The sequence below is a fragment of the Anisomitus miae (SeqCode) genome (genome assembly GCF_054906395.1).
Genome location: NZ_JBRACL010000003.1, coordinates 163,283 through 183,644 on the forward strand (window position 1 = coordinate 163,283; position 20,362 = coordinate 183,644).

The window sequence follows — 20,362 nt, forward strand, 5'->3', positions numbered from 1 at the left end:
ATATGGATACTCAAAAAATTAGAATTAATAAATCGCTTGTTAAAACTTATAGCTACTTAAATGGAAATTTTAGTGAAGATGATTTTATAAATACTACAAATAATAATTCCAGAATTGAAATTAGCCATGGAGATAGTGTCTATGTAGATTTTATTGAAAGTAATAATTTTGATATTGAGTCGGTATGTAAAAATATAAATGCAGGTGTTAATGAGTCGATTATAAATAATCTGAAAAATGGAAAATTGGTAAATATTAAGTTTAAAAATGAGTCGATACTTAATGTAAAGAACTTCATGGAAGGAAATTTTTCTACCTTAACGTTCAACGTAGATTGTGAAGGCGATACCTCTCAGCTATATTTGTATAGTGATATATCTGGAAATGGATGTCAGTTTAATCATCTTTATAATATTAATCTCAGAAATAAATCGAAGTTAACTTTAGTTATTTTTTCTAATTCGAATTCAAAGGGATTTATAAATGTATGTGCCAATTGTGATGACAAAAGTAGGATAGAAATTTTATTTGTAAATATAAATAAAAATAATGTTTACACTAACTGTAATGTTTATTTAAATGGAGAGGAATCATCTAGTAATATTGATGCATGTTACATATGTTCGGATAATTGTGAATTTGATTATAACCTGACATCATCTATGATAGGTAAGAAAAGCATTTCAACTATATTTGGCAAAGGAATATTGATTGGTAATTCTAGAAAAATTTTTAGGGGAACTGTGGACTTTAGAAAAGGATGTTCTGATGCTGAAGGGTGTGAAAATGAGGAAGTTATCATTTTAAGTAAATGTGCTAAAAATAAATCGCTTCCATTGTTGCTCTGTAATGAGAAAAATGTTAAAGGTTCTCATGGATTTACAGCAAATTCAATTGACAAAGATAAAGTATTTTATTTGATGTGTAGAGGATTCAGCGAGAAAGAAGCTAGGGTATTGATTTTACAGGGTAAATTTTTGAATTTGTTAACTAGGGTGAAGGATGATGAGGTTATAGAAAAGTTTATGAATGTTCTATTGGAATGTGTTTAGTAGAGTTTTTAAATTGTGTTACAGGCATTTTATGATTTTGAATTAAATATTAATGAGGCTAGGGGTAGTGTTTGAGTGGATATTCATGAAATTAGAAATGATTTTCCAAGTCTTTTGGAAAGAAACGAAAAAAATTTTCCAATTGTTTATTTTGACAATGCTTCAACCAGTTTGAAGCCTAAGTGTGTAATTGATGCTTCGTCTAATGTTTATGTAAATGCCTTTGGAAATGCCAATAGAGGTTCACATATAATGGGAACTAGGGCTGTTCATATTATGGAAACGGTAAGGGAAAAGGTTAAGGACTTTATTGTCTCTCCAAATAGTAGAAATATAATTTTTACAAAGGGAGCAACAGAAGCTTTAAATATAATTGCGTTTTCGTATGCTATGAAGCATCTTAAAGAAAATGATGAGATTTTGATTGGAATAGATTCTCATCATGCTAATTTGGTTCCTTGGAAAATTGTTTGTGATAAGAAAGGAATTAGGCTAAATTACTTTTATGTTAATTCGAATGGCGAAATTATATGGGATGATTTTATTGAGAAGCTTAGTAGAAATCCAAAGTTAGTTTCATTCACTCCTGTTACCAATACTTTTGGAATTAGGCACGATTACAAAAAAGTAATAAGTCTGTGTAAAGAAGCTGATGCCAAAGTTGTTGTTGATGCTTCTCAGGCTATGATGAGCATGAAGTTTGATGTATCTCAAGATGATATTGACTTCTTAGTATTTTCCGGTCATAAGATTTTAGCCCCACAGGGTATAGGGGTTTTGTATGTTAATGAGAGCATTATAAATGATATGGAACCTTTTTTGTATGGGGGTGACATGATTGATTATGTTTTTGAGGATGAAGTGACTTTTAAAAATTACTTTGAAGCATTTGAGGGAGGAACTCAAAATGTTTCTTCAATTGCAGGATTAGGATGTGCAATTGATTACATAAATTCAATAGGAATGGAAGCCATAATTGATTACGAAGATAAGCTCAAGGATTATTTTTTAAATAAGTCAAATCAAGAAGTGGATTTTATTTTATATGGACCTCGTGGTTTAGATGGGCGTGCTCTCGTTTTTTCATTTAACATAAAAGGGGTTCATTCACATGATGTTTCAACAATATTAGATTCTTTTGGAATTGCAGTAAGGTCGGGTCATCATTGTTCCCAGCCTTTCATGAGAAAACTTGGGATTAACTCCACCGTTAGAGCCAGTTTATGTTTTTACAATACAAAAGAAGAGATAGATTACTTTTTTGATAAGGTTAAACTTGTTAAGGGAATTTTAAAGTTTTGAGGTGATGAATTATGAATCTTGATGAATTGTACAAAGATACGATACTATACTATGGTAAGAATACAGAGAATAGGAGAGAAGTTTCACCTTTTGATGTTAAGAAGAGAGGCGTGAATCATAGCTGTGGAGATGAAATTACGATTTATATAAGATTACGAGATGGAATTATAGATGATATTTCTTTTCTAGGAGATGGGTGTATGATTTCTATGGCATCTACCTCTATTATGATTGATCTTGTAAAGGGTAAGAGCGTTAGTGAAGCGAGAGAATTCATTGATATTTTTATACGCATGATTAAGAGAGAAGCAACAGAGGGTGAAATACAAAGATTGGGAGATGGAATAGTATTCCAAAATATGCAGAATATGCCTGCTAGGGTAAAGTGTGCTACTTTAGCTTGGCATACCTTAAATGAAATAATATAGAGCTCAAAAGTATCCATGTGATTTTGTTACATGGATATTTTTATTTTGATATATGTTATAATCTTCTTGAGCGGTTTAAAATTTGAAGTCATTGCTAATAATTTATATGTGATTTGGTAAAAATACATAATCTTAGTGTGATTTATAGTTTTAGGAAAATATCCTTAATAAATTTTCGGTATCCTCAGTGAAATGTTCTCAAATTTATAGGAGGTGTTGTTCCAGAAAGTGTAAGGTTAACTATAAAAGAATAAAAATATTGTTAGTGTAGAGGGGTTTTGCAAGTTGAAACTTAAAATAACCGAAACCTGTTTAAGAGATGGTCATCAGAGTCTTATTGCAACTAGGCTAACTACAGATGAAATCTTACCTATATTGGATAGAATGGATGATATTGGATATAATGCACTGGAAGTTTGGGGAGGTGCTACGTTTGATTCTTGTATCAGGTATTTGAATGAAGATCCATGGGAGAGACTGAGAAGTATTAGAAAGATAGTTAAAAAGACAAAACTTCAAATGCTTTTGAGAGGTCAAAATATTTTAGGATACCGACATTATGCGGACGATGTTGTGGATAAGTTTATATTTAAATCAATAGAAAATGGTATTGATATAATAAGGGTATTTGATGCTTTGAATGATTTGAGAAATTTGAGGACATCTATTGAATCAGCCAAACGGTATAATGTACATATTCAAGTTGCGATGAGTTATTCAATAAGTCCAGTGCATACCAAAGATTATTATGTAAAACTATCGAAGGATATAGAGAGCATGGGAGCAGATTCTTTGTGTATAAAGGATATGTCTGGAATCCTATTACCATATGATGGCTATAGCCTTGTGAAAGAGATTAAAGAAAATGTTTCTATACCATTAGAATTACATACTCATTGTACTTGTGGAATTGGAGAGATGCTTTATTTAAAAGCAGTTGAAGCAGGTGTTGATATAATAGATACATCTATTTCAACATTTGGCGGAGGGACTAGTCAGCCTTCTACTGAATCGTTGGTTAAGATTTTTGAAAACACCGAATACGATACCAAGATTAGATTTGATAGCCTGAAAGAAATATCAGATTATTTCAAACCTATAAGAGAGAAATATTTGAAAGATGGAACGTTGACGCCAAAATCATATTTTATAAATCCTCAAATAATAGAAACTCAACTTCCGGGAGGTATGATTTCGAATATGGTAAATCAAATAAAGTCCCAAGGAAATGAAGATATATTTGAAGATGTATTGAGGGAAATACCAAATGTAAGAAGAGATTTAGGGTATCCTCCTCTTGTGACTCCACTCTCTCAAATGATTGGAACGCAAGCCATTATGAATATTTTGAGCAAAGAGAAATATAAAATAGTATCAAAGGAGATAAAGGATTATGTGAAAGGTTTATACGGTAAACCTCCTTTGGAAATTGATGAAGACTTAAAATATAAGATAATAGGTGATGAGGAAGAAATTGTATGTAGACCAGCTGACTTAATTAAAAATGAGTTTCAGAAGTTTAAGGAAGAAAGTAATGGTTTTGCAAAAAACGATGAAGATGTACTGAGTTATATTTTATTTAATCAGGTGGCGAAAAAGTTTTTAGAGAAGAAGTATGGTCAAAATGATAATAAAGCTATTAATATAAATTTAGAGTTTGATTAAGGTGAGGAAGTGTATATATGGATACAAATATTGAGGTTATGAATGCCTTTATGCTTTCTGTGTTTTGTATATTAATAGTTTTTGTTATTTTGATAATTATATCTTTGAGTATAAATTTAATTAAGATTGTGATATATAAATGTGAATCTGTATCTAAAGAAACTGAGAATTTTGAGTTTAAAAAGTCCTTGGAAAGGGATTATAGTATAAAATTTGAAGAAATAAATGATGAAGATATGATGATTGCAGCATTTGTAGCTTCCATTGATGCTGTAGGTAATGAAGACAATAAGACAGTTAAGATCAAAAGTATCAAGAGGATATAATGGAGGTGTAGCGATGAAAGTTTATAGGATAAAGGTTAACGGAAAACTTTATGAAGTAGAGATAGAGGTTGTTGAAAATAGGGATGGTGAATTCCAAGCTAAAGACTTTAAGAGTAATTCGATGCGTGTGAAGGATGATTTAGATGAACATATTAAATCTCCTATGCAAGGGACTGTGGTATCTTTAAAGGTAAACAAAGGAGATAGGGTTTCTAAGGGGAGTACTTTAATGATTCTTGAGGCTATGAAAATGGAAAATGAAATTATTTCTAATACTTCTGGAGTTGTGGAAGATATATTTGTTTCTCAAGGACAAAATGTAAATAGTGGGGATGTTTTATTAGTAATAAGTCAGGGGAGATGATAGGTTGAGTTCTAATTTTTTAGAAATAATGAACAATTTTTATGATAGTTCAGGTATAAAATTGTTAGTAAGTAATCCCAAAAACCTAATAATGATATTTATTTCATTGGTTCTTATGTATTTGGCTATAGTTAAAAAGTATGAGCCATATTTGCTTTTACCTATTGCTTTTGGTATGTTAATTGTTAACCTTCCTTTCACTTCAGGGGACGGTCTTATGGAGGAAGGAGGATTTTTATATTATCTATATAATGGAATAAAATTTGGTATATTTCCTCCTTTAGTTTTTATGTCAATAGGAGCTTCTATTGATTTTGGACCATTAATTTCTAATCCCGAAAATTTTTTGTTAGGTGCTGCTGCTCAGATAGGAATTTTTATAGCATTTATGATTGCTATCATGCTTGGGTTTAATGCTAATGAAGCTGCATCCATTGGTATGGTTGGTGGTGCTGACGGTCCTGCAGCTATATATTTAACAGGAAAACTAGCATCACATCAACTTAGTTCTGTTGCTATTGCTGCGTATTCGTACATGGCACTTATACCAATTATCCAGCCTCCTATTATAAAATTACTTACTACTAAGAAGGAAAGACGTGTGCGAATGGTACAGTCTAGAAAAGTTTCACAAGTTGAAAAAATAATATTTCCTATAATGGTAACGATAATGTCAGTTTTAATCGTACCGAGTTCAGCTGTATTGATTGGGATGCTCATGTTTGGGAACTTAATAAAGGAAAGTGGAGTTGTTCCACAGATGGTTGAGAGCATAAAAAATGCACTATTATTTGTAGTGACTGTATTTATAGGATTGACAGTTGGAGCAATGGCAACAGCGAATACGTTCTTGCAACTATCTACATTAAAGATACTTGTTTTAGGACTGATTGCATTCATATTTGGGACGTTTTTTGGCGTGATATTTGGAAAAATAATGTATTTTATAACAAGAGGAAAAGTTAATCCCATGATAGGTGCTGCTGGAGTAAGTGCTGTCCCAATGTCTGCTAGAGTCGTTCACAATATGGGAATAAAGGAAGATTCATCAAATTTTTTGTTGATGCATGCTATGGGGCCAAATGTTTCTGGGGTTATAGGTTCGGCTATAGTCGCAGGACTATTGTTATCAATTTTTAAATGATGCAATGAAAAAGAGGAGTAGTAATCTTAATGAAAGATCTCTATTCCTCTTTTTCAATTTTAAATACTTTGTATGATTTTTGTATGTTTTGAATATATTTACTTATTTTTCTAAATTCCAATCTAAAATTCGAAGATAATTCTGATAGTTTAGATGTTATTCCAGATATCGATTTGATTATAGAGTTATTAGATTTAGATTCATCATGGATATACTTTATTGATTTTAAAATTGAATCATTTTTGTTTGTCAGTGTTTTTGATTTTTCAGAGATGTTTTCTAAAGAGGTAGATGTACTCAATATAAGTTGGTTTATCGAACTTAAGTTTCTGGAAAACATAGATGACTTTAGAGCATGTTCTTTAAATATATTTGATGTAATTACAGTTTCTGAATTTATAAAAGAAATTGTTTTTATAATTGTTGCTAATGTATCCTGTATATGAGATACAGATTGATTTGTTTTATACGAGAGTTCACCTATTTGTTTTGCTACTACTGCGAATCCATCTCCATGTTCTCCAGCTGATGCAGCTATTATTGATGCGTTTAGAGATAGCAATTTGGTTTGATTCGATATCTCATGTATTTCTTTTAATATCTGTTTTATCTCGATTGACAATTCGTTTAATATTGATATATTTGTTTTAAAATTTTCAAACTTCTTCATGAGCTTAGATATTTCATTCATGAACGATTGAATATTTTCTGTATTCTCTATACAAATTTTTTGAGTATTCTGACTAATTTCTTTCATATTTTGAATTTCACTCGATACTTTATTGATGGATAGGTTGAAGGATGCTATTTCATCTTTTACATTATTTGTATTTAAAAATATCTTTTCATTTGATTTTGTTATGTTTGATGTTAAGGATTCTATATCTGAAACTTTTGTTATTATATCAGTTTTCTTGGACTCGACTTCACTAAATGTAATATTCACTTTCTGTGAAGTAGAAATAATTGACTTTAAAATCACTTTTATGTTCTCAATCATGTCAATAAATAGATTTTGTATGGATGAAAATTCATTTTTGTGTTTAGAGTAATCAAATTTTTGAGATAGGTTTCCATTTGATATTATTTTTAAAAATGAATTTATAGATTTCACCGGTTGCGTTAATCTTGAAATTGATAAGCCTGTTATTACTAATGAAAAGATGCAGAGAATAATCGAGAACTTCACTATGAAATTGAAAATCTTTGATTTATCTTCGGATACTATTCGATTTAAAGAACTCATATCGAGATCCATTCCTAAAAGACTAATTACATCTCCATTTGAATCTAAAATTGGAGTGTAAAACGAGTAATATTCTCCCCAAGAGTTATTTACATATTGAGCACCGACGAATTTACGTTCTTTATAAGTCCTCTTAACTATTTTTGTTGGATTGTCCCTTAAAATATATCCTGGTGAAAGAAAGAGTTCTCCTTCTGAGGTATCAATTAACATTATTTCTTTTCCATCTTCATCTATTTTAATGGTATACACATAAACTGCATTTATCATGTTTTTAAAATTTTTAAGTGATTTAAAGCATTTTTCAAAATAGGGATTATCCAAATTAGGATCTTTCAAAAAATCTAAATACGAATTTTTATCAAAGGTTTTGATATAATTGCTAAGTATCACTTGACCGTAACTCTCTAAAGTATTTTTACCTGTTTTACTCACAAGGAAAATCGAACTTAAAACAAGGGATACAAACAATATAAACAATATCAAAATATGGATTTTAAAAAACTTAATTGTTATAGAATTTTTTTTGATTTCATAAATTTTGTTTTGTAAAAATCTATTTGGGGTTTGTTTCATCGAAAATGCACCATCTTATTTATAATTTGAATTGACTTAAATTTAGCTTTATTTGAGTTATGTTACTATCCAAATCCTCAAAACTCTCTCTAAATGCCAATGTATTTTCATTTACTCTTGATATAAGATTTTCTATTTGTCTTATTGAATTTAAGTTGGACGAAGAATTAGAACTTAAAAAGGTAACGTTGTCTAAAATAATTTCATTTTTGCTATTGAGCTTTTCTGATGAAAACGAAATGTCTTTTAGGTATAAGGTTATGTTTTTAATGGAGTTATAGATTTCAGATAAATTTGAAGAAAATATTCTCGATTTATCTGAATGTTGTTTAAATGATTCAAATACTTCGATTGATTCTTTGTTTAATAAGTTTATGGTATTGCTTATTTTGATTAGAGTCTGCTGGATGTATCCAGTGGACTTTATTATATTTTGTGATAAATCTCCAACCTCTTTTGCTATAACACCAAAACTTTTGCCATGTTCGCCGGCTGATATAGCAACTATTGATGCGTTTAGAGAAAGGAGTTTTGTTTCATTCGTAATGGTTAATATGTTTGTTAGAATGTCATTTATTTTGTTTGATAAAATTGTGAGATTCTTACATTCGATTTGTTCATTTTTCAATTTGTTAATTAGCATTGATATTTCAAGAAGAAATTCATTTAGAAATTCATTATTGTTTTGGCAAATCTCTATGGCAGATGTATTTGATTCAAGTATCTTTTTGATTTCAGTTGTTATTACACTTATATCTTCTGAAAAAATTTCTATTTCCTCTTTGAGTTTGAAGACTTCGACATTTACGTTTTCATTTGACTTTGAAACCTTTGTTATAAATGCCATCGAAGATTTAATCTTATTGATCATATCTATGGATCCTATTTTTACTTTTGAAATTGAAAAACGTATATATTCAAGATAAATAACAAGGTATAGTATAAAATCTTTCAGCATATTCACAGATTTAACTAATAGCTTTTGAATTAAATTGAATTCATGAGTTGGGAATATTAAATTTCTGTTTATTGAAAAAATTTTATTTGAAACTCTCAGAACTTCATTTTTAATTACATAAATGGGTCTTAAAATTCTCCAGAGTCCAGTTGTGGCAATCACAATGTAGATAGTAATTAAAACAATATTTATGATTGCAAGTGACAACAATGTATGGACAAACTTTGTCAAAGTAAGTTGGGTAAATATTCTTCTTGGAATATTAAAAGATATAAGAGCTATGGGTCCACCATTTTCATTTAAAATTGGAGAATAAAAGCTATAAAAGGTTTCACGTTTATTTTTTAAATTCCCAGATAGAACTTTTCGATTCTTAAATGCATCTATCCCAAATTGTGAATAGATCACTTGACCAACTTCAAATTCAGTATCATCAACATGAACTAACATTATTTCGTGATTTTCCTTTGCATCGATTGTAGATAGATAAATATCGTTTATACCTAAATTGTTGCTAAACTCTAGAAGGTATGATTTTATTTCATTAAAAACTGGATTTGATTTACTAGGATTTTGAATCAGATCGTATGTAAGCTTATAATCAAAATTTGAAGTAAGGTTTAAGAGAACACTTTGATAGTAATTAATCAAAATATTGTTTGATGTATTTATTATGATGTTTAAATATATAAAAACCGAAAACACACTGAGGATTACTATAGTTCCAATTTTATGAAACAGCATTGTCCTAAAAAACGTTTGTGATTTTAAGTTTGTTAATATTGAACTTTGTATGTTAATGCCCCCCTTGCACAACGATCTCTGATAAATTCATAAATCTTAAATCTTTAAACTACGGTTAAGATTTATTATGTACAAAAATTTTACTTAGTATTAAAAAATCTGATAAATTATTGTTTTTAGATATGTATAATGGTAGAATTTTAAATAGATATAACTTTGTAAAGTAAAGGAGGGTTTATTTTGTTTGATGCAATTTTGTTTGATTTAGATGGGACATTGATAGACACAAATGAATTGATAATAGAATCTTTTGTGCATACGTTTAATGTATTAGGAAAGCCCAGACCTTCAAGAGATGAAATCATAGATTGTTTTGGAGAATATTTAATTCACACGATGTACAAGTTCTTTAACGATATAGATAAAGTTGAGGATGCGGTAAGAATTTACAGAGAGTTTAATTTGAAATATCATGATGACAAAGTTTCTACATTTACAAATGCTCATGAGTTACTGAAGATTCTTAAAAATAGAGGATACAAACTTGGGATTGTGACATCGAAGAGTAGGGGACCAGCTCTGAAAGGATTAACTCACTTGAGTTTAATAAATTATTTTGATGCAATAATAGCAGGTGATGATGTGAAAAATCATAAACCTCATGTTGAACCAATCTTAAAAGCGTGTAATGAGCTAGGAGTTTCTCCAAGTAAGTGTCTTATGATTGGCGATTCTGCTTACGACATCGAAAGCGGTAGGGGTGCGGGAACTAAAACTTGCGGTGTCCTGTATAGTTTTATGAAGGACAAACTATTAAAGGCAGATGCTGATTATTATGTAAATGATTTAATGGATGTACTAAATGTGATTAAAAATTGATTTAAATACTGGGGAGAGATGCTGTTTTGTTTCTCTTTCTCGAGATTTATAGATTTAGGAATCTTCTATAAAGATGTTTTGTATTTTGTGTATATTTAATTCATTTCCAATTCATATCAATGATTTCTTAAGGTATTTCCCATAAACATAGAGTCTTGTTTTTTTATTTGGCAGGGATATTTTTGCCTAATTTTGATTCTTTGTTTATTTAGAAATATTAAATGATGGTTCTAATAGTGAAATTTGTTATTTTACAAAATAGAAATGCTGTTACAGGGTAGAGTAAATTTATTAAAATTTTTAGGGAGTATGGTAAATTGAAGAAAGGACAAGTATTTGAATTAGAAATAACGGGTATTAATTTTAACAATGAGGGATTTGGAGAGTTTGAAGGAAACACATATTTTGTAAAAGGGTGTATCCCATTTGAAAAATTGAAAGTTAGATTTGTGAAGATAAAATCTGGAAGGAACATGTGTAAGATTATCGAGAGGGTTCAGGAATCTCCAATCTCTATAAAGCCTATTTGTGGGAAGTTTGGTGAATGCGGAGGATGTACATATTTAAATTTGAGTTATGACGACCAAATAAGGTTTAAAGAACAGGCACTTCTTGATTTGTTAGATAGCCAAAACATAGAGTACGAAAAGTTTTTAGGAATTATTAAATCTCCAAAACAGTTTGAGTATAGAAATAAAATGGAATTTTCATTTGGTGATGAAGTAAAGGGTGGGCAACTCGAACTTGGACTTCATAAAAAGGGAAATCCATTTTCGATAGTTCCGACTTATGATTGTCATCTTGTGAGTGAAGATTTTAGGAAGATAATGAAATTTACTATTGAATATTTCAGAGAGAGAGGTATTAAGGCGTACAAATTAAAAAACCATGAAGGATATTTGAGAAATTTAATCCTTAGAGATGGGAAAGATGAGATTATGATTTGTCTTGTGACCTCAAGTCAAGAGAACATTGATTTGAATAGTTTTAGAGATGAAATTTTAAAATTGGACCTGAATAAAAAAGTTGGAAGTTTAATTCATCTAGTATCTGATTCCTTAAGCGATGCCATAATACCTGAAAGCATCAATGTGATTTATGGAAATGACTATATATATGAAGAATTATTTGGATTAAAATTTAAAATAAGTCTATCCTCGTTTTTTCAAACTAACACTGAAGGAATGAAATTGTTATATGAAAGAGTTAGAGATAATGTTGGGGACATTAAAGGAGCTGTTCTTGATTTATATTGTGGAATAGGGACAATGGGACAAGTCTTAAGTTCTAAAATGAAAAATAGGGTTATAGGAATTGAGATAAATGAAGATGCTGTTAAGATGGCAAGGGAAAATTCTTTTTTGAATGGTTTGAACTGTGAATTTATAAATGGAGATGTGACAGAAATCATAAAGGGAATGGATGATGATATTGAAGTTATAATAATTGATCCACCTAGGGTTGGAATAGGTGGAAAGAGTGTGCATAACGTATGTAAGTTTAATGTGAAAAATATCATCTATGTTTCTTGCAACCCAAAAACCTTGGTCGACGATTTAAAAGTATTCATAGAGAATAAATATAAAATAAAAACTATACAAGGGATTGATATGTTTGCTGGAACTTACCATGTTGAGACGGTGGTATTGATGTCAAGGGTTTGACCGGTAAGGTGCAGAAAAGTGCAGTATTTCCGGGCTTTTCTGGCATCGGTGCCCTCGATGGTATAGTCACTTCCTTTATACTCATAGCTTTCAGAGAGCCTTGCGGATGGCTAGCAGTGAATCCAGTGGTCTGACGATGATGCGAAAAGTAATACGTGTTTATTCGGCATGGTCCAGTCCCTCCACATCTTTTAAGAGTGAGCTGTAGTTCTCTGAGTCGAAGCCGAAGAGCTTGGTGGCACCGTACTTCTGAAGCAGAGCACGGATTTTTGCTGTATGACCTTTGTGGAACATATCCGTCAACACTGCGCAGACATCCTCAAGCTTAAGTTCCAGATCTTTCGCGGGTGCAAGTTGCAGGCTCTTCGGTTTCGATGATAAACTATCTGGTCAGCCAGTCAGCTGCTTCATTAATAGCGGCAGCAGCATTTCGGAGCTCTTCGATGGTCACAGCCATATCGCTCATTTTGCTCATGATGTTTTCCTCCTTCCTTGGATTTGCTTTTGAGTGGCAAGTAGTATGAGTTTCCTTGACAACATTGCAGATACACGGCTGATCGTATTCAGCACTTCGATGATTTCTGCGTCTGCAGTGCTCTTGTTGCGTGTGTCGTACATGTCGTTAATCTTCTTGTCCGGAGCTTATGGTTTCATGTTCCTTACACTTTCCACTGGAGGTGAGGAAGGCAGTTTAACGAAGGAATGGAGAAAAATTTTGAAAAAACCCCGGCCACCGTAACGGCAATCGGAGCCATACATTATTAGAAGTGATCGGAGAATTCTGTGGCGAGCTTGCTCCTTTACCTTCTTCAAGCGAGACAGGAATATGATATGCTTGATGCTAATAATTTCAGCAATTACCTCATTGAAAAGACCATTATGATGGAGCTGTTCAATACAGATTGCTTCCGGTATGAGTTCGTTCAGACGGTAAAAGAGTTGGTCAAGCTCGGCCTTGTCGAAGATGATCTCTTCAATAGAAGGAGTAAGATCTACGAGTGTGTCAAGAAGAGTGATTTCGTTGCCATCTTCATTTGAAACGGGCATGTTCAGAGAGAGTGTATTACCGGGTGCGTGAAATTCGCAGTCCTGACACATTCCGTCGTAAAGCCACCATTTACTACGCGTACACATGCAGTGGTGATGATATTGTTCGCGTTTTCTAAGGTTAGTACGCCAGTAGTCGAATTTCTCATACTGTTCAGGGCTGACCTCGAACTATGTCTTGGTCTGCTTGTCGTAAATACGTTTTACATTGTTTCCATTCTTTTTCATAAAAACGTTTCCTTTGGATTTGCAAATAGATAAGGTTGAAATTCGCAGGAGCCGATTTATGTCCGTAGAGACGGAAAGACGGCCAAAGGCTAGTCATCTCTATCGGGATAAAATTATGTCCTTTGGTCGTCAATCAGCTCTGCGGACTTCTATTCAGTTATGGGGTCATGTTAAGTAGCAATTTTGTAGCTGTGTACTTTGAAAGCCGAAGTGGTGATCTGGGTCACTATGGTTCTTGTGTTGTCTTTTTCGACAGTGAAGGCTTCACCGATTGACAGGTACGCTGTCGTGCGATGGCCTTTATACAGCGAAGAGGCATATCTAGTTGCTGCATTGCCGCAGCAAGCCAAGCGACCGAGACAGTTTCGAATTCCCCCCATCCGCATCCCCCTTTTCTCAAATTTATAAATTAGTGGATCCGCTTTTTAGCGAAGCCATACCCTAAAAAAAGAGGAGATGGCATATGGATCAATAGAGGATTCCCATCTCCGCGAGTCTGATCGCAGCAGAAGTCGCGATACCTGATAAAATCCAGCGAACTGTTCCAAAATCTATTTTGACTTAGAGATCAGTCCTGTGGATATAAACTTGTTTTTCTTACTGTGGTCGATGATCATCTGGAATCCGTCAGCAATCGTCTCTTTTAGCATGAGTATGCGTGTAACGATACTGTTTGATTGCCATTCGAGCCCCAATACATCGGTTCAAATATATCCTTGAAAGATTCGTCCTTAGCTTCAACAGGACAACGCTGTATTTATAATAAGACCGTCCTTCCTTAGTGTCTCTATAGCAAGAAAGTAGTTACGATAGTAGTCCAGTAGACGTATTTATACGCTATGGTATTACGGCGATTACCGAAGTTACGCTTCAGATAGGTATCCGGATTTATGATCATGGTCTTTGCCTTGACGAACACTTCCCGATATTCATCTTCAGATGGATCATAAATTTCAGCAAGTCCATCAGTGAAGCGTATCTGGCCGAGAATACTGAGACCCTCGGATAGGTGATACTCCTTGATGAGCAAATGCAATTTATCTCTTGCAATCTTTTTGATTGGTACCGACATCGGCTTTCGAGCGCCTCCAGACGGTGTTTCGCTAAGATTTCTGCTGGCCTTGTTATCGAATTCGGATTTGTAAATCCGAGGGATAAGGGAGCTGAGATATGCCCCTTTGGTCATATTTATCCTTTAGAAGAACTCGCTTCCAGAAGTTGTCACCGAGCTTTTTATCATTGGCTTTGCGGAGAGCAGCACGAACATGAGGAGTGTTTTCGGCTATAATGTATTCAGGAAGATCTGACGCGGCCTCATTTCTTTCGCGTCCAGTGAGATCGAACATCTCTGAACGTTCCTCATCCGTTAGATGGAGCATAACAGCTATCTTAGAAGCATGATCATTTTCGGAGGATTTCGTCTTTCCTTAATGATGTCGGTGAGATAGGTGGCGCTAGTTCTTATCATTTGGGCGATATCTTTAAAAAGAATATTGTTGCCGTTAGAAGAACGTCCGAGCCTATTTTCGTTGATGAATTTTCCAAAACACTTGTCATAGTAAAACTCCTTTCTTCGTTAATCAGCAACTTTGCTAATTTGCTTATTAGTATAGTGAGAAAGTGCGAATCGGTTAAGATGGTAAAAGAAAGCCACGTTGCCATTTATAACGTCGCTCCTGAACTAATCTAGATATACAAACGACTGTGGGGCTTGACTGATTCCGTAATCGGAGAGCTTCTTGGGAGTATCGTATACAATTACATCTTCGAGTTTATAAGCTATTGCCTTATTTTTGCCAGCATAGTAAGAGAAGTAGAACTTCTTCGTAATCCCAGCTACTGTCTTGGCAACCTCCCATATCTCTTTTGGTGTGCCCTCCAGAATTTCCTCTATTGTAGCTTCGCCAACAACCTGCTTCTGAGGGGACGAGGCATAAAAGATGATGCGGGTAACGCCGTCTTTGGGTTTGTTTTTCCGAAATTCGTATTGTTTTTTGCCTTCCAGTATTACTTTGGCATATTTAGGTTTAATCGATAATAACATTGTCGGCATCGACATTGCCCTCCCGTAGAATTGTCTCAAACTGACTTCTCGTGTAACGGAAATTCATCGAGTGGGTTCTGGGCCAGCAGTCATTATCCTTTAACCATTTCCAATTCACATTATTCCCAGCGCCGAAATAACCGTAGTAGAGCAGTTCAATCAGCGTTAGAGAAGACCATGTATCATATTTTATTTTCAGTTCATCTTCACCATATACAGACTTGTTTTCAACCATATGGAGGAATTCATCATAGGTGCAAAGAGCACGTCCGTCCGACTTTATCTTTTCAATTCTTGTCGTTACACAGTAAGATGTTATGACAGATTTATATCCCCGTCCAACGGGTCCCGTGTGCTTACGGTAAACCAGGATAGGTTCACCCACTTTAAAAGCTAAGCTGTAAGGCCGACCGATGTATACTTTTTTTAATCCGTTAGCAACACGTAAGTCTACGCGTTCCTGCAAAGTGTTTGCAAGTTCTGAATAAGCAAACATCGTATCGTGATAGTCCATATCAATGGCGAGACATCCTGCGTACTGTATCTGATTGCTTAAGAAAGGAAATGTCTTGCATGGATCGCTAAAATCGAGGTTTCTACGATCTTTAATATACACTCGTTCGTCATTCAAATTATTTCCGACATGTACAAAGCCATATTTTTCGAGAAGGAATATCAGACTGGTGTGCTTCTCAAATACAGTCACATATATTTCATCGGTACCGAGATTTATCCACTACCAAAGTGTTAAGCCAAGCGCACCCTCGCCAATTCTTTGATGACGATATCGCTCATCAATTTTGATTGTAGTGATTTTAAGTCGAGCTACTTTAGGCAATATGGTGCCGTCAGCAAGTTTAATTTCTTCGGCTTCAGCGGGCTTGAGATTAACAAAAGCGCCAATGCCCTGATTATCTTCAAAAACCAGAGCTTTCTTTCCGTCTGCAGATTTTGCAGCAAACCATTTTACAAAGCCGGTACTAGTTGTAGCTCCCGGATAATCGGATTTTAAAGAATCAAAGAAGGTGTCATCGAGATTAATCCCGGAGAATAGCTTTCGCTCAAATTTGCCTGCCATAAACATTTCCTCCCTAAAGCGACTTTATAAAATCAATTGCCTGTGCAAGGTCTCTGGAACCGCCAGAGATAAAGAGTTTTGCACCGATATCAACGGCGACTTCTTTTGCGTAGGTACATTCTTTCTGCTGAAAATCCTCAATGTCTTGAACCGGGGATTCAATCCCATCGGGCTTATACATCAATAAAATGATCGCCTCTGGTTTCAGAGCGGTGAAGGTATCATAAGGAATCCGTGTAACCTTCCCAGACGCATTCAATAAACAAAAGCGTCCATCCAAAATAAAGATTTCCCCGGAATCTCTTAATTCGTTGACTGTCTGAAGAAGGTATTGCTGGTTGTTGTTAATATCTGGAATGAGCTTGTCCTTGACAAAGCAGGAATGCTTTTTCTGTGTGATTAAGGTGCTGGCCGAGTAGGACTCAATGCCGGTGGATTCTTTGACCATACCACAAAAATAGGACTTTCCAACACCGTGGACACCGCTTATAAAGATCATGAACGCCATACCTCCTTAGTGCAAAATCGACTGAAAAGCCAGTCGTCTATGTTATTATAGAAGATCAGATTGTAAAATTCAATAGAAAACGAAAATAAATTCTGCAAACGCAGGAGATAATCTTGAAATTTGATGAGAGATATGATATAACGAGTAAGTCAGAGTTTATGTATAGATATTTTGACAGAAAATGGAGGTTGGCACATGGCCATTAGTTACAAGAAATTATGGAAGCTGTTAATTGATAAAGATATGAAGAAAAAAGATTTGCAGCATGTAGCTGGGATCAGTGCGGCATCCGTGACGAAGCTTGGTAAGAATGAAAACGTAAACACAGAGATTATAGAGAAAATCTGTGTAGCTTTGCAATGCGATGTCAGCGACATAATGGAAATGGTCGATGACGACTGAGTCCGTTTTTTAGTATACCAGAAAGAATAAAATAAGCATGGATACATGCGTTTACTTGGGAGTAGATTCATATAACTGATAAAACTAATGCCAATATCGGCTTTGAAAAACAATTGTGGGATGCGGCCTGCGTCCTGTGGGGGCATCGGCGGCAGAATACAGGAAGATCATCATTGGACTGATTTTCCTTCGTTATATTTCAGCAGCATTTGATAAGCAGTATCAGAAGCTGATAAATGAAGGTGACGGATTTGAGGATGACCGCGATGCATACGAGATGGACAGTGTATTCTTTGTGCCGGAAGAGGCTCGGTGGGACAATATCGCATCCAAGGCGCATACTCCAGAAATCGGCACGGCTATCGATAATGCCATGAGAGCCATTGAAGCAGAGAACAAGAAGCTGAAGAACGTGTTGCCGAAGAACTATGCAAGTCCTGATCTGGACAAGCGTGTCTTGGGCGATGTGGTCGACATCTTCACTAACAATATAGACATGAGCAATACGATGGCAAGCGAAGATTTGCTCGGACGTACTTATGAATATTGTATTGCACAGTTTGCAGAAAAGGAAGGTGTCGGAGGCGGTGAATTCTATACACCGTCCAGTGTGGTAAAGACTCTGGTATCCATTCTGCGTCCGTTCGATAACTGTCGAGTATATGATTGCTGCTGTGGCAGTGGTGGCATGTTCGTTCAGAGTGAAAAATTAATCGAGGCACACGGCTATAAGCGTGGTTTAATTTCTGTGTATGGACAGGAAGCAAACCCAGATACATGGAAGATGGCAAAGATGAATATGGCCATCCGAGGTATCGATGCAGACTTAGGACCTTACAATGCGGATGCCTTTACCAATGACTTGCATCCGACTTTGAAGGCAGATTTTATCCTTGCCAACCCTCCATTCAACTATCATCCGTGGAATCATGAAAAACTGCTGGATGATAAACGTTGGAAGTACGGCACACCGTCTGCGGGCAACGCCAACTACGCATGGATTCAGCATATGATCCATCACCTTGCACCGAACGGAAAAAATCGGTCTAGTTCTGGCTAATGGTGCGCTGTCTACACAGAGCAGTGGTGAAGGAAACATTCGAAAGAATATCATCGAAGATGACTTGATTGAAGGCATCATCGCTATGCCAACACAGTTTTTCTACAGTGTTACAATTCCGGTTATGCTCTGGTTTATCACAAAAGGCAAGAAGCAGTCTGGCAAGACACTGTTTATTGATGCACGCAAGATGGGACACATGGTTGATCGCAAGCATCGTGATTTTACTGATGAGGACGTCCAGAAACTTGCTGATAACTTTGAGGCATTCCAGAACGGCACATTGGAAGATGTGCCGGGCTTCTGCAAGGTAGCAACTTTAGAGGATATTGCAAAGCAGGACTATATTCTCATCCCTGGCCGTTATGTTGGCATTGAGGAGAAGGAAGATGATGGAGAGCCGTTCGAGGAGAAGATGGCACGTCTGACATCGGAACTGTCGGATATGTTTGCAAAGTCTCATGAACTGGAGAACGAGATCAGAAAGAAACTGGGGGCGATTGGATATGAAATATAAACTCTCAGAAATAATGTATATTATTGGTGGTGGAACTCCGAAGACAAGTAAGCCGGAATATTGGAATGGTGACATTCCTTGGCTTTCTGTAAAAGACTTTAACAATGATTATCGCTACGTATATGAAACAGAGAAGACCATTACACAAGCTGGACTTAATAATAGTTCGACGAAATTGCTAAAGCGAAATGATTCAATAATTTCAGCGCGTGGTACTGTCGGAGAAATGGCGATGATTCCATATCCCATGGCTTTTAATCAGTCGTGTTATGGACTTCGCACAAAAGAAGGTCTTGTTGATGAGGAATATCTATATTACTTGATTAATCACAATGTGGTGGTTTTGAAAAAGAATACTCATGGCTCGGTGTTTGATACTATTACGCGAGACACATTTGATGGTATTGAAGTGGAATTACCATCACTAGTGGAACAGAAGGTAGTAGCTTCAATACTCCGAGACTTAGATGACGAAATAGAACTAAATAATAGGATAAACAAGAATTTAGAGGAGCAAGCTCAGACGATTTTTGATAATATGTTCCCGAATATTTCCGATGGTGAAAACACCATCAGTGATACTATAACACCCAAAAGAGGAAAAGGTTTATTATTAAAAAACGCTATATTGGGGAATGTTCCAGTAGTAGCCGGCGGATTAGAACCATCAACTTATCACAATACTGCTAACACCGTAGCTCCAGTTCTTGCTATATCTGGTTCAGGTGCTAATGCTGGATACATAAGCTTATGGAATATACCTATTTGGTCATCTGACTCATCTTTCATTGATAGTTCTATGACAGACGATGTTTATTTTTGGTATGTGTTGCTAAAAAAACGACAAAAAGAAATTTACGATGCCCAAACAGGCTCTGCGCAGCCTCACATTTATCCTCAACACATAGCTGCTATGCCAATAAGTAACTTAAACTCTGAAGATGTTCACAATTATACATCAATCGTAAAGCCGATTTTTGAGATAATTGGTCATAACAAAGATGAAAATGTACGTTTAGCCACAACACGTGACACCCTTTTACCAAAACTAATGTCCGGTGAGCTTAATGTTTCAGATATCGAGATTTAAACTGCTAAATTCTTGTTTAATAGGAGATAAAGAACAGTGA

20 protein-coding genes and 1 pseudogene are annotated in these 20,362 nt (G+C 34.7%); 13 read left to right on the forward strand and 8 right to left on the reverse strand.

The genetic code is table 11. The features are described 5' to 3' along the window. Nucleotides 1–2: 2 nt before the first annotated feature. From AALI31_RS01310 to AALI31_RS01340, 7 genes are all read left to right on the forward strand, one after another. Nucleotides 3–1,052 carry a SufB/SufD family protein gene (locus tag AALI31_RS01310; RefSeq protein ID WP_489884724.1) on the forward strand — a complete coding sequence of 350 codons (1,050 nt, stop codon included), beginning with the start codon at nt 3–5 and terminating at the stop codon, nt 1,050–1,052. A 75-nt stretch (nt 1,053–1,127) separates the two neighbouring features. After that, nucleotides 1,128–2,354, forward strand: a complete 1,227-nt coding sequence (locus tag AALI31_RS01315) for an aminotransferase class V-fold PLP-dependent enzyme (protein WP_489884725.1) — start codon at nt 1,128–1,130, stop codon at nt 2,352–2,354. Between the two features lie 11 nt (nt 2,355–2,365). Beyond that, nucleotides 2,366–2,782: a Fe-S cluster assembly sulfur transfer protein SufU gene (sufU, locus tag AALI31_RS01320; protein WP_489884726.1), complete on the forward strand. Its 417-nt coding sequence runs from the start codon at nt 2,366–2,368 to the stop codon at nt 2,780–2,782. A 285-nt stretch (nt 2,783–3,067) separates the two neighbouring features. After that, complete coding sequence (locus AALI31_RS01325; protein WP_489884727.1) at nt 3,068–4,447, forward strand: oxaloacetate decarboxylase subunit alpha; 1,380 nt, start codon at nt 3,068–3,070, stop codon at nt 4,445–4,447. Between the two features lie 17 nt (nt 4,448–4,464). Continuing rightward, nucleotides 4,465–4,773 carry an OadG family transporter subunit gene (locus AALI31_RS01330; protein WP_489884728.1) on the forward strand — a complete coding sequence of 103 codons (309 nt, stop codon included), beginning with the start codon at nt 4,465–4,467 and terminating at the stop codon, nt 4,771–4,773. A gap of 13 nt (nt 4,774–4,786) precedes the next feature. Beyond that, complete coding sequence (locus tag AALI31_RS01335; RefSeq protein ID WP_489884729.1) at nt 4,787–5,137, forward strand: biotin/lipoyl-containing protein; 351 nt, start codon at nt 4,787–4,789, stop codon at nt 5,135–5,137. Between the two features lie 4 nt (nt 5,138–5,141). Beyond that, nucleotides 5,142–6,281 (forward strand): sodium ion-translocating decarboxylase subunit beta, encoded by a 1,140-nt coding sequence (locus AALI31_RS01340; RefSeq protein WP_489884730.1) that lies wholly within the window; start codon nt 5,142–5,144, stop codon nt 6,279–6,281. 40 nt (nt 6,282–6,321) lie between these two features. Here the strand turns inward: AALI31_RS01340 and AALI31_RS01345 are convergent, their stop codons facing one another. Together AALI31_RS01345 and AALI31_RS01350 are read right to left on the reverse strand one after the other, a co-directional pair. Next, a complete protein-coding gene (locus AALI31_RS01345) occupies nt 6,322–8,103 on the reverse strand; it encodes a methyl-accepting chemotaxis protein (protein ID WP_489884731.1) in 1,782 nt (593 codons plus the stop codon). Nucleotides 8,104–8,122: 19 nt separating this feature from the next. Beyond that, nucleotides 8,123–9,766, reverse strand: a complete 1,644-nt coding sequence (locus tag AALI31_RS01350) for a methyl-accepting chemotaxis protein (RefSeq protein ID WP_489884732.1) — start codon at nt 9,764–9,766, stop codon at nt 8,123–8,125. A gap of 279 nt (nt 9,767–10,045) precedes the next feature. Here AALI31_RS01350 and ppaX point away from each other — a divergent pair, with 279 nt between their 5' ends. From ppaX to AALI31_RS01365, 3 genes are all read left to right on the forward strand, one after another. Further along, nucleotides 10,046–10,684: a pyrophosphatase PpaX gene (gene ppaX, locus AALI31_RS01355; RefSeq protein WP_489884733.1), complete on the forward strand. Its 639-nt coding sequence runs from the start codon at nt 10,046–10,048 to the stop codon at nt 10,682–10,684. Between the two features lie 317 nt (nt 10,685–11,001). Then, complete coding sequence (gene rlmD, locus AALI31_RS01360) at nt 11,002–12,348, forward strand: 23S rRNA (uracil(1939)-C(5))-methyltransferase RlmD (RefSeq protein ID WP_489884734.1); 1,347 nt, start codon at nt 11,002–11,004, stop codon at nt 12,346–12,348. Between the two features lie 783 nt (nt 12,349–13,131). Continuing rightward, a complete protein-coding gene (locus AALI31_RS01365; protein ID WP_489884735.1) occupies nt 13,132–13,386 on the forward strand; it encodes a hypothetical protein in 255 nt (84 codons plus the stop codon). 407 nt (nt 13,387–13,793) lie between these two features. On the opposite strand, the gene AALI31_RS01370 is transcribed toward AALI31_RS01365, so the two are convergent. From AALI31_RS01370 to AALI31_RS01395, 6 genes are all read right to left on the reverse strand, one after another. Then, nucleotides 13,794–14,003, reverse strand: a complete 210-nt coding sequence (locus AALI31_RS01370) for a hypothetical protein (protein ID WP_489884736.1) — start codon at nt 14,001–14,003, stop codon at nt 13,794–13,796. A 407-nt stretch (nt 14,004–14,410) separates the two neighbouring features. Then, nucleotides 14,411–14,809 (reverse strand): hypothetical protein, encoded by a 399-nt coding sequence (locus AALI31_RS01375; RefSeq protein WP_489884737.1) that lies wholly within the window; start codon nt 14,807–14,809, stop codon nt 14,411–14,413. A gap of 495 nt (nt 14,810–15,304) precedes the next feature. After that, entirely contained in the window at nt 15,305–15,676 is a 372-nt protein-coding gene (locus tag AALI31_RS01380; protein WP_489884738.1) for an ASCH domain-containing protein, read from the reverse strand. Next, complete coding sequence (locus AALI31_RS01385) at nt 15,651–16,373, reverse strand: hypothetical protein (protein ID WP_489884739.1); 723 nt, start codon at nt 16,371–16,373, stop codon at nt 15,651–15,653. The genes AALI31_RS01380 and AALI31_RS01385 overlap by 26 nt, the downstream gene beginning before the upstream one ends. A gap of 30 nt (nt 16,374–16,403) precedes the next feature. Then, complete coding sequence (locus AALI31_RS01390; protein WP_489884740.1) at nt 16,404–16,745, reverse strand: hypothetical protein; 342 nt, start codon at nt 16,743–16,745, stop codon at nt 16,404–16,406. A 13-nt stretch (nt 16,746–16,758) separates the two neighbouring features. After that, nucleotides 16,759–17,244, reverse strand: a complete 486-nt coding sequence (locus AALI31_RS01395; RefSeq protein ID WP_489884741.1) for an ATP-binding protein — start codon at nt 17,242–17,244, stop codon at nt 16,759–16,761. Nucleotides 17,245–17,448: 204 nt separating this feature from the next. On the opposite strand from AALI31_RS01395, the gene AALI31_RS01400 reads away from it, so the two are divergent. From AALI31_RS01400 to AALI31_RS01410, 3 genes and pseudogenes are all read left to right on the forward strand, one after another. After that, nucleotides 17,449–17,655: a helix-turn-helix domain-containing protein gene (locus tag AALI31_RS01400; protein ID WP_489884742.1), complete on the forward strand. Its 207-nt coding sequence runs from the start codon at nt 17,449–17,451 to the stop codon at nt 17,653–17,655. A 71-nt stretch (nt 17,656–17,726) separates the two neighbouring features. Continuing rightward, nucleotides 17,727–19,232 (forward strand): annotated as a pseudogene (locus AALI31_RS01405) (type I restriction-modification system subunit M). A 13-nt stretch (nt 19,233–19,245) separates the two neighbouring features. After that, complete coding sequence (locus AALI31_RS01410) at nt 19,246–20,322, forward strand: restriction endonuclease subunit S (RefSeq protein ID WP_489884777.1); 1,077 nt, start codon at nt 19,246–19,248, stop codon at nt 20,320–20,322. The last annotated feature ends 40 nt before the right edge of the window (nt 20,323–20,362 follow it).

What these genes read in the sequence shown, in the direction of transcription:
- AALI31_RS01400 (WP_489884742.1), top strand. Translation starts at nt 17,449, where the DNA reads ATGGCCATTAGTTACAAGAAATTATGGAAGCTGTTAATTGATAAAGAT.
- AALI31_RS01370 (WP_489884736.1), bottom strand. Translation starts at nt 14,003, where the DNA reads ATGGGGGGAATTCGAAACTGTCTCGGTCGCTTGGCTTGCTGCGGCAAT.
- AALI31_RS01310 (WP_489884724.1), top strand. Translation starts at nt 3, where the DNA reads ATGGATACTCAAAAAATTAGAATTAATAAATCGCTTGTTAAAACTTAT.
- sufU (WP_489884726.1), top strand. Translation starts at nt 2,366, where the DNA reads ATGAATCTTGATGAATTGTACAAAGATACGATACTATACTATGGTAAG.
- AALI31_RS01380 (WP_489884738.1), bottom strand. Translation starts at nt 15,676, where the DNA reads ATGCCGACAATGTTATTATCGATTAAACCTAAATATGCCAAAGTAATA.
- AALI31_RS01345 (WP_489884731.1), bottom strand. Translation starts at nt 8,103, where the DNA reads ATGAAACAAACCCCAAATAGATTTTTACAAAACAAAATTTATGAAATC.
- AALI31_RS01375 (WP_489884737.1), bottom strand. Translation starts at nt 14,809, where the DNA reads ATGACCAAAGGGGCATATCTCAGCTCCCTTATCCCTCGGATTTACAAA.
- AALI31_RS01335 (WP_489884729.1), top strand. Translation starts at nt 4,787, where the DNA reads ATGAAAGTTTATAGGATAAAGGTTAACGGAAAACTTTATGAAGTAGAG.
- AALI31_RS01330 (WP_489884728.1), top strand. Translation starts at nt 4,465, where the DNA reads ATGGATACAAATATTGAGGTTATGAATGCCTTTATGCTTTCTGTGTTT.
- AALI31_RS01395 (WP_489884741.1), bottom strand. Translation starts at nt 17,244, where the DNA reads ATGATCTTTATAAGCGGTGTCCACGGTGTTGGAAAGTCCTATTTTTGT.
- AALI31_RS01390 (WP_489884740.1), bottom strand. Translation starts at nt 16,745, where the DNA reads ATGGCAGGCAAATTTGAGCGAAAGCTATTCTCCGGGATTAATCTCGAT.
- AALI31_RS01410 (WP_489884777.1), top strand. Translation starts at nt 19,246, where the DNA reads ATGTATATTATTGGTGGTGGAACTCCGAAGACAAGTAAGCCGGAATAT.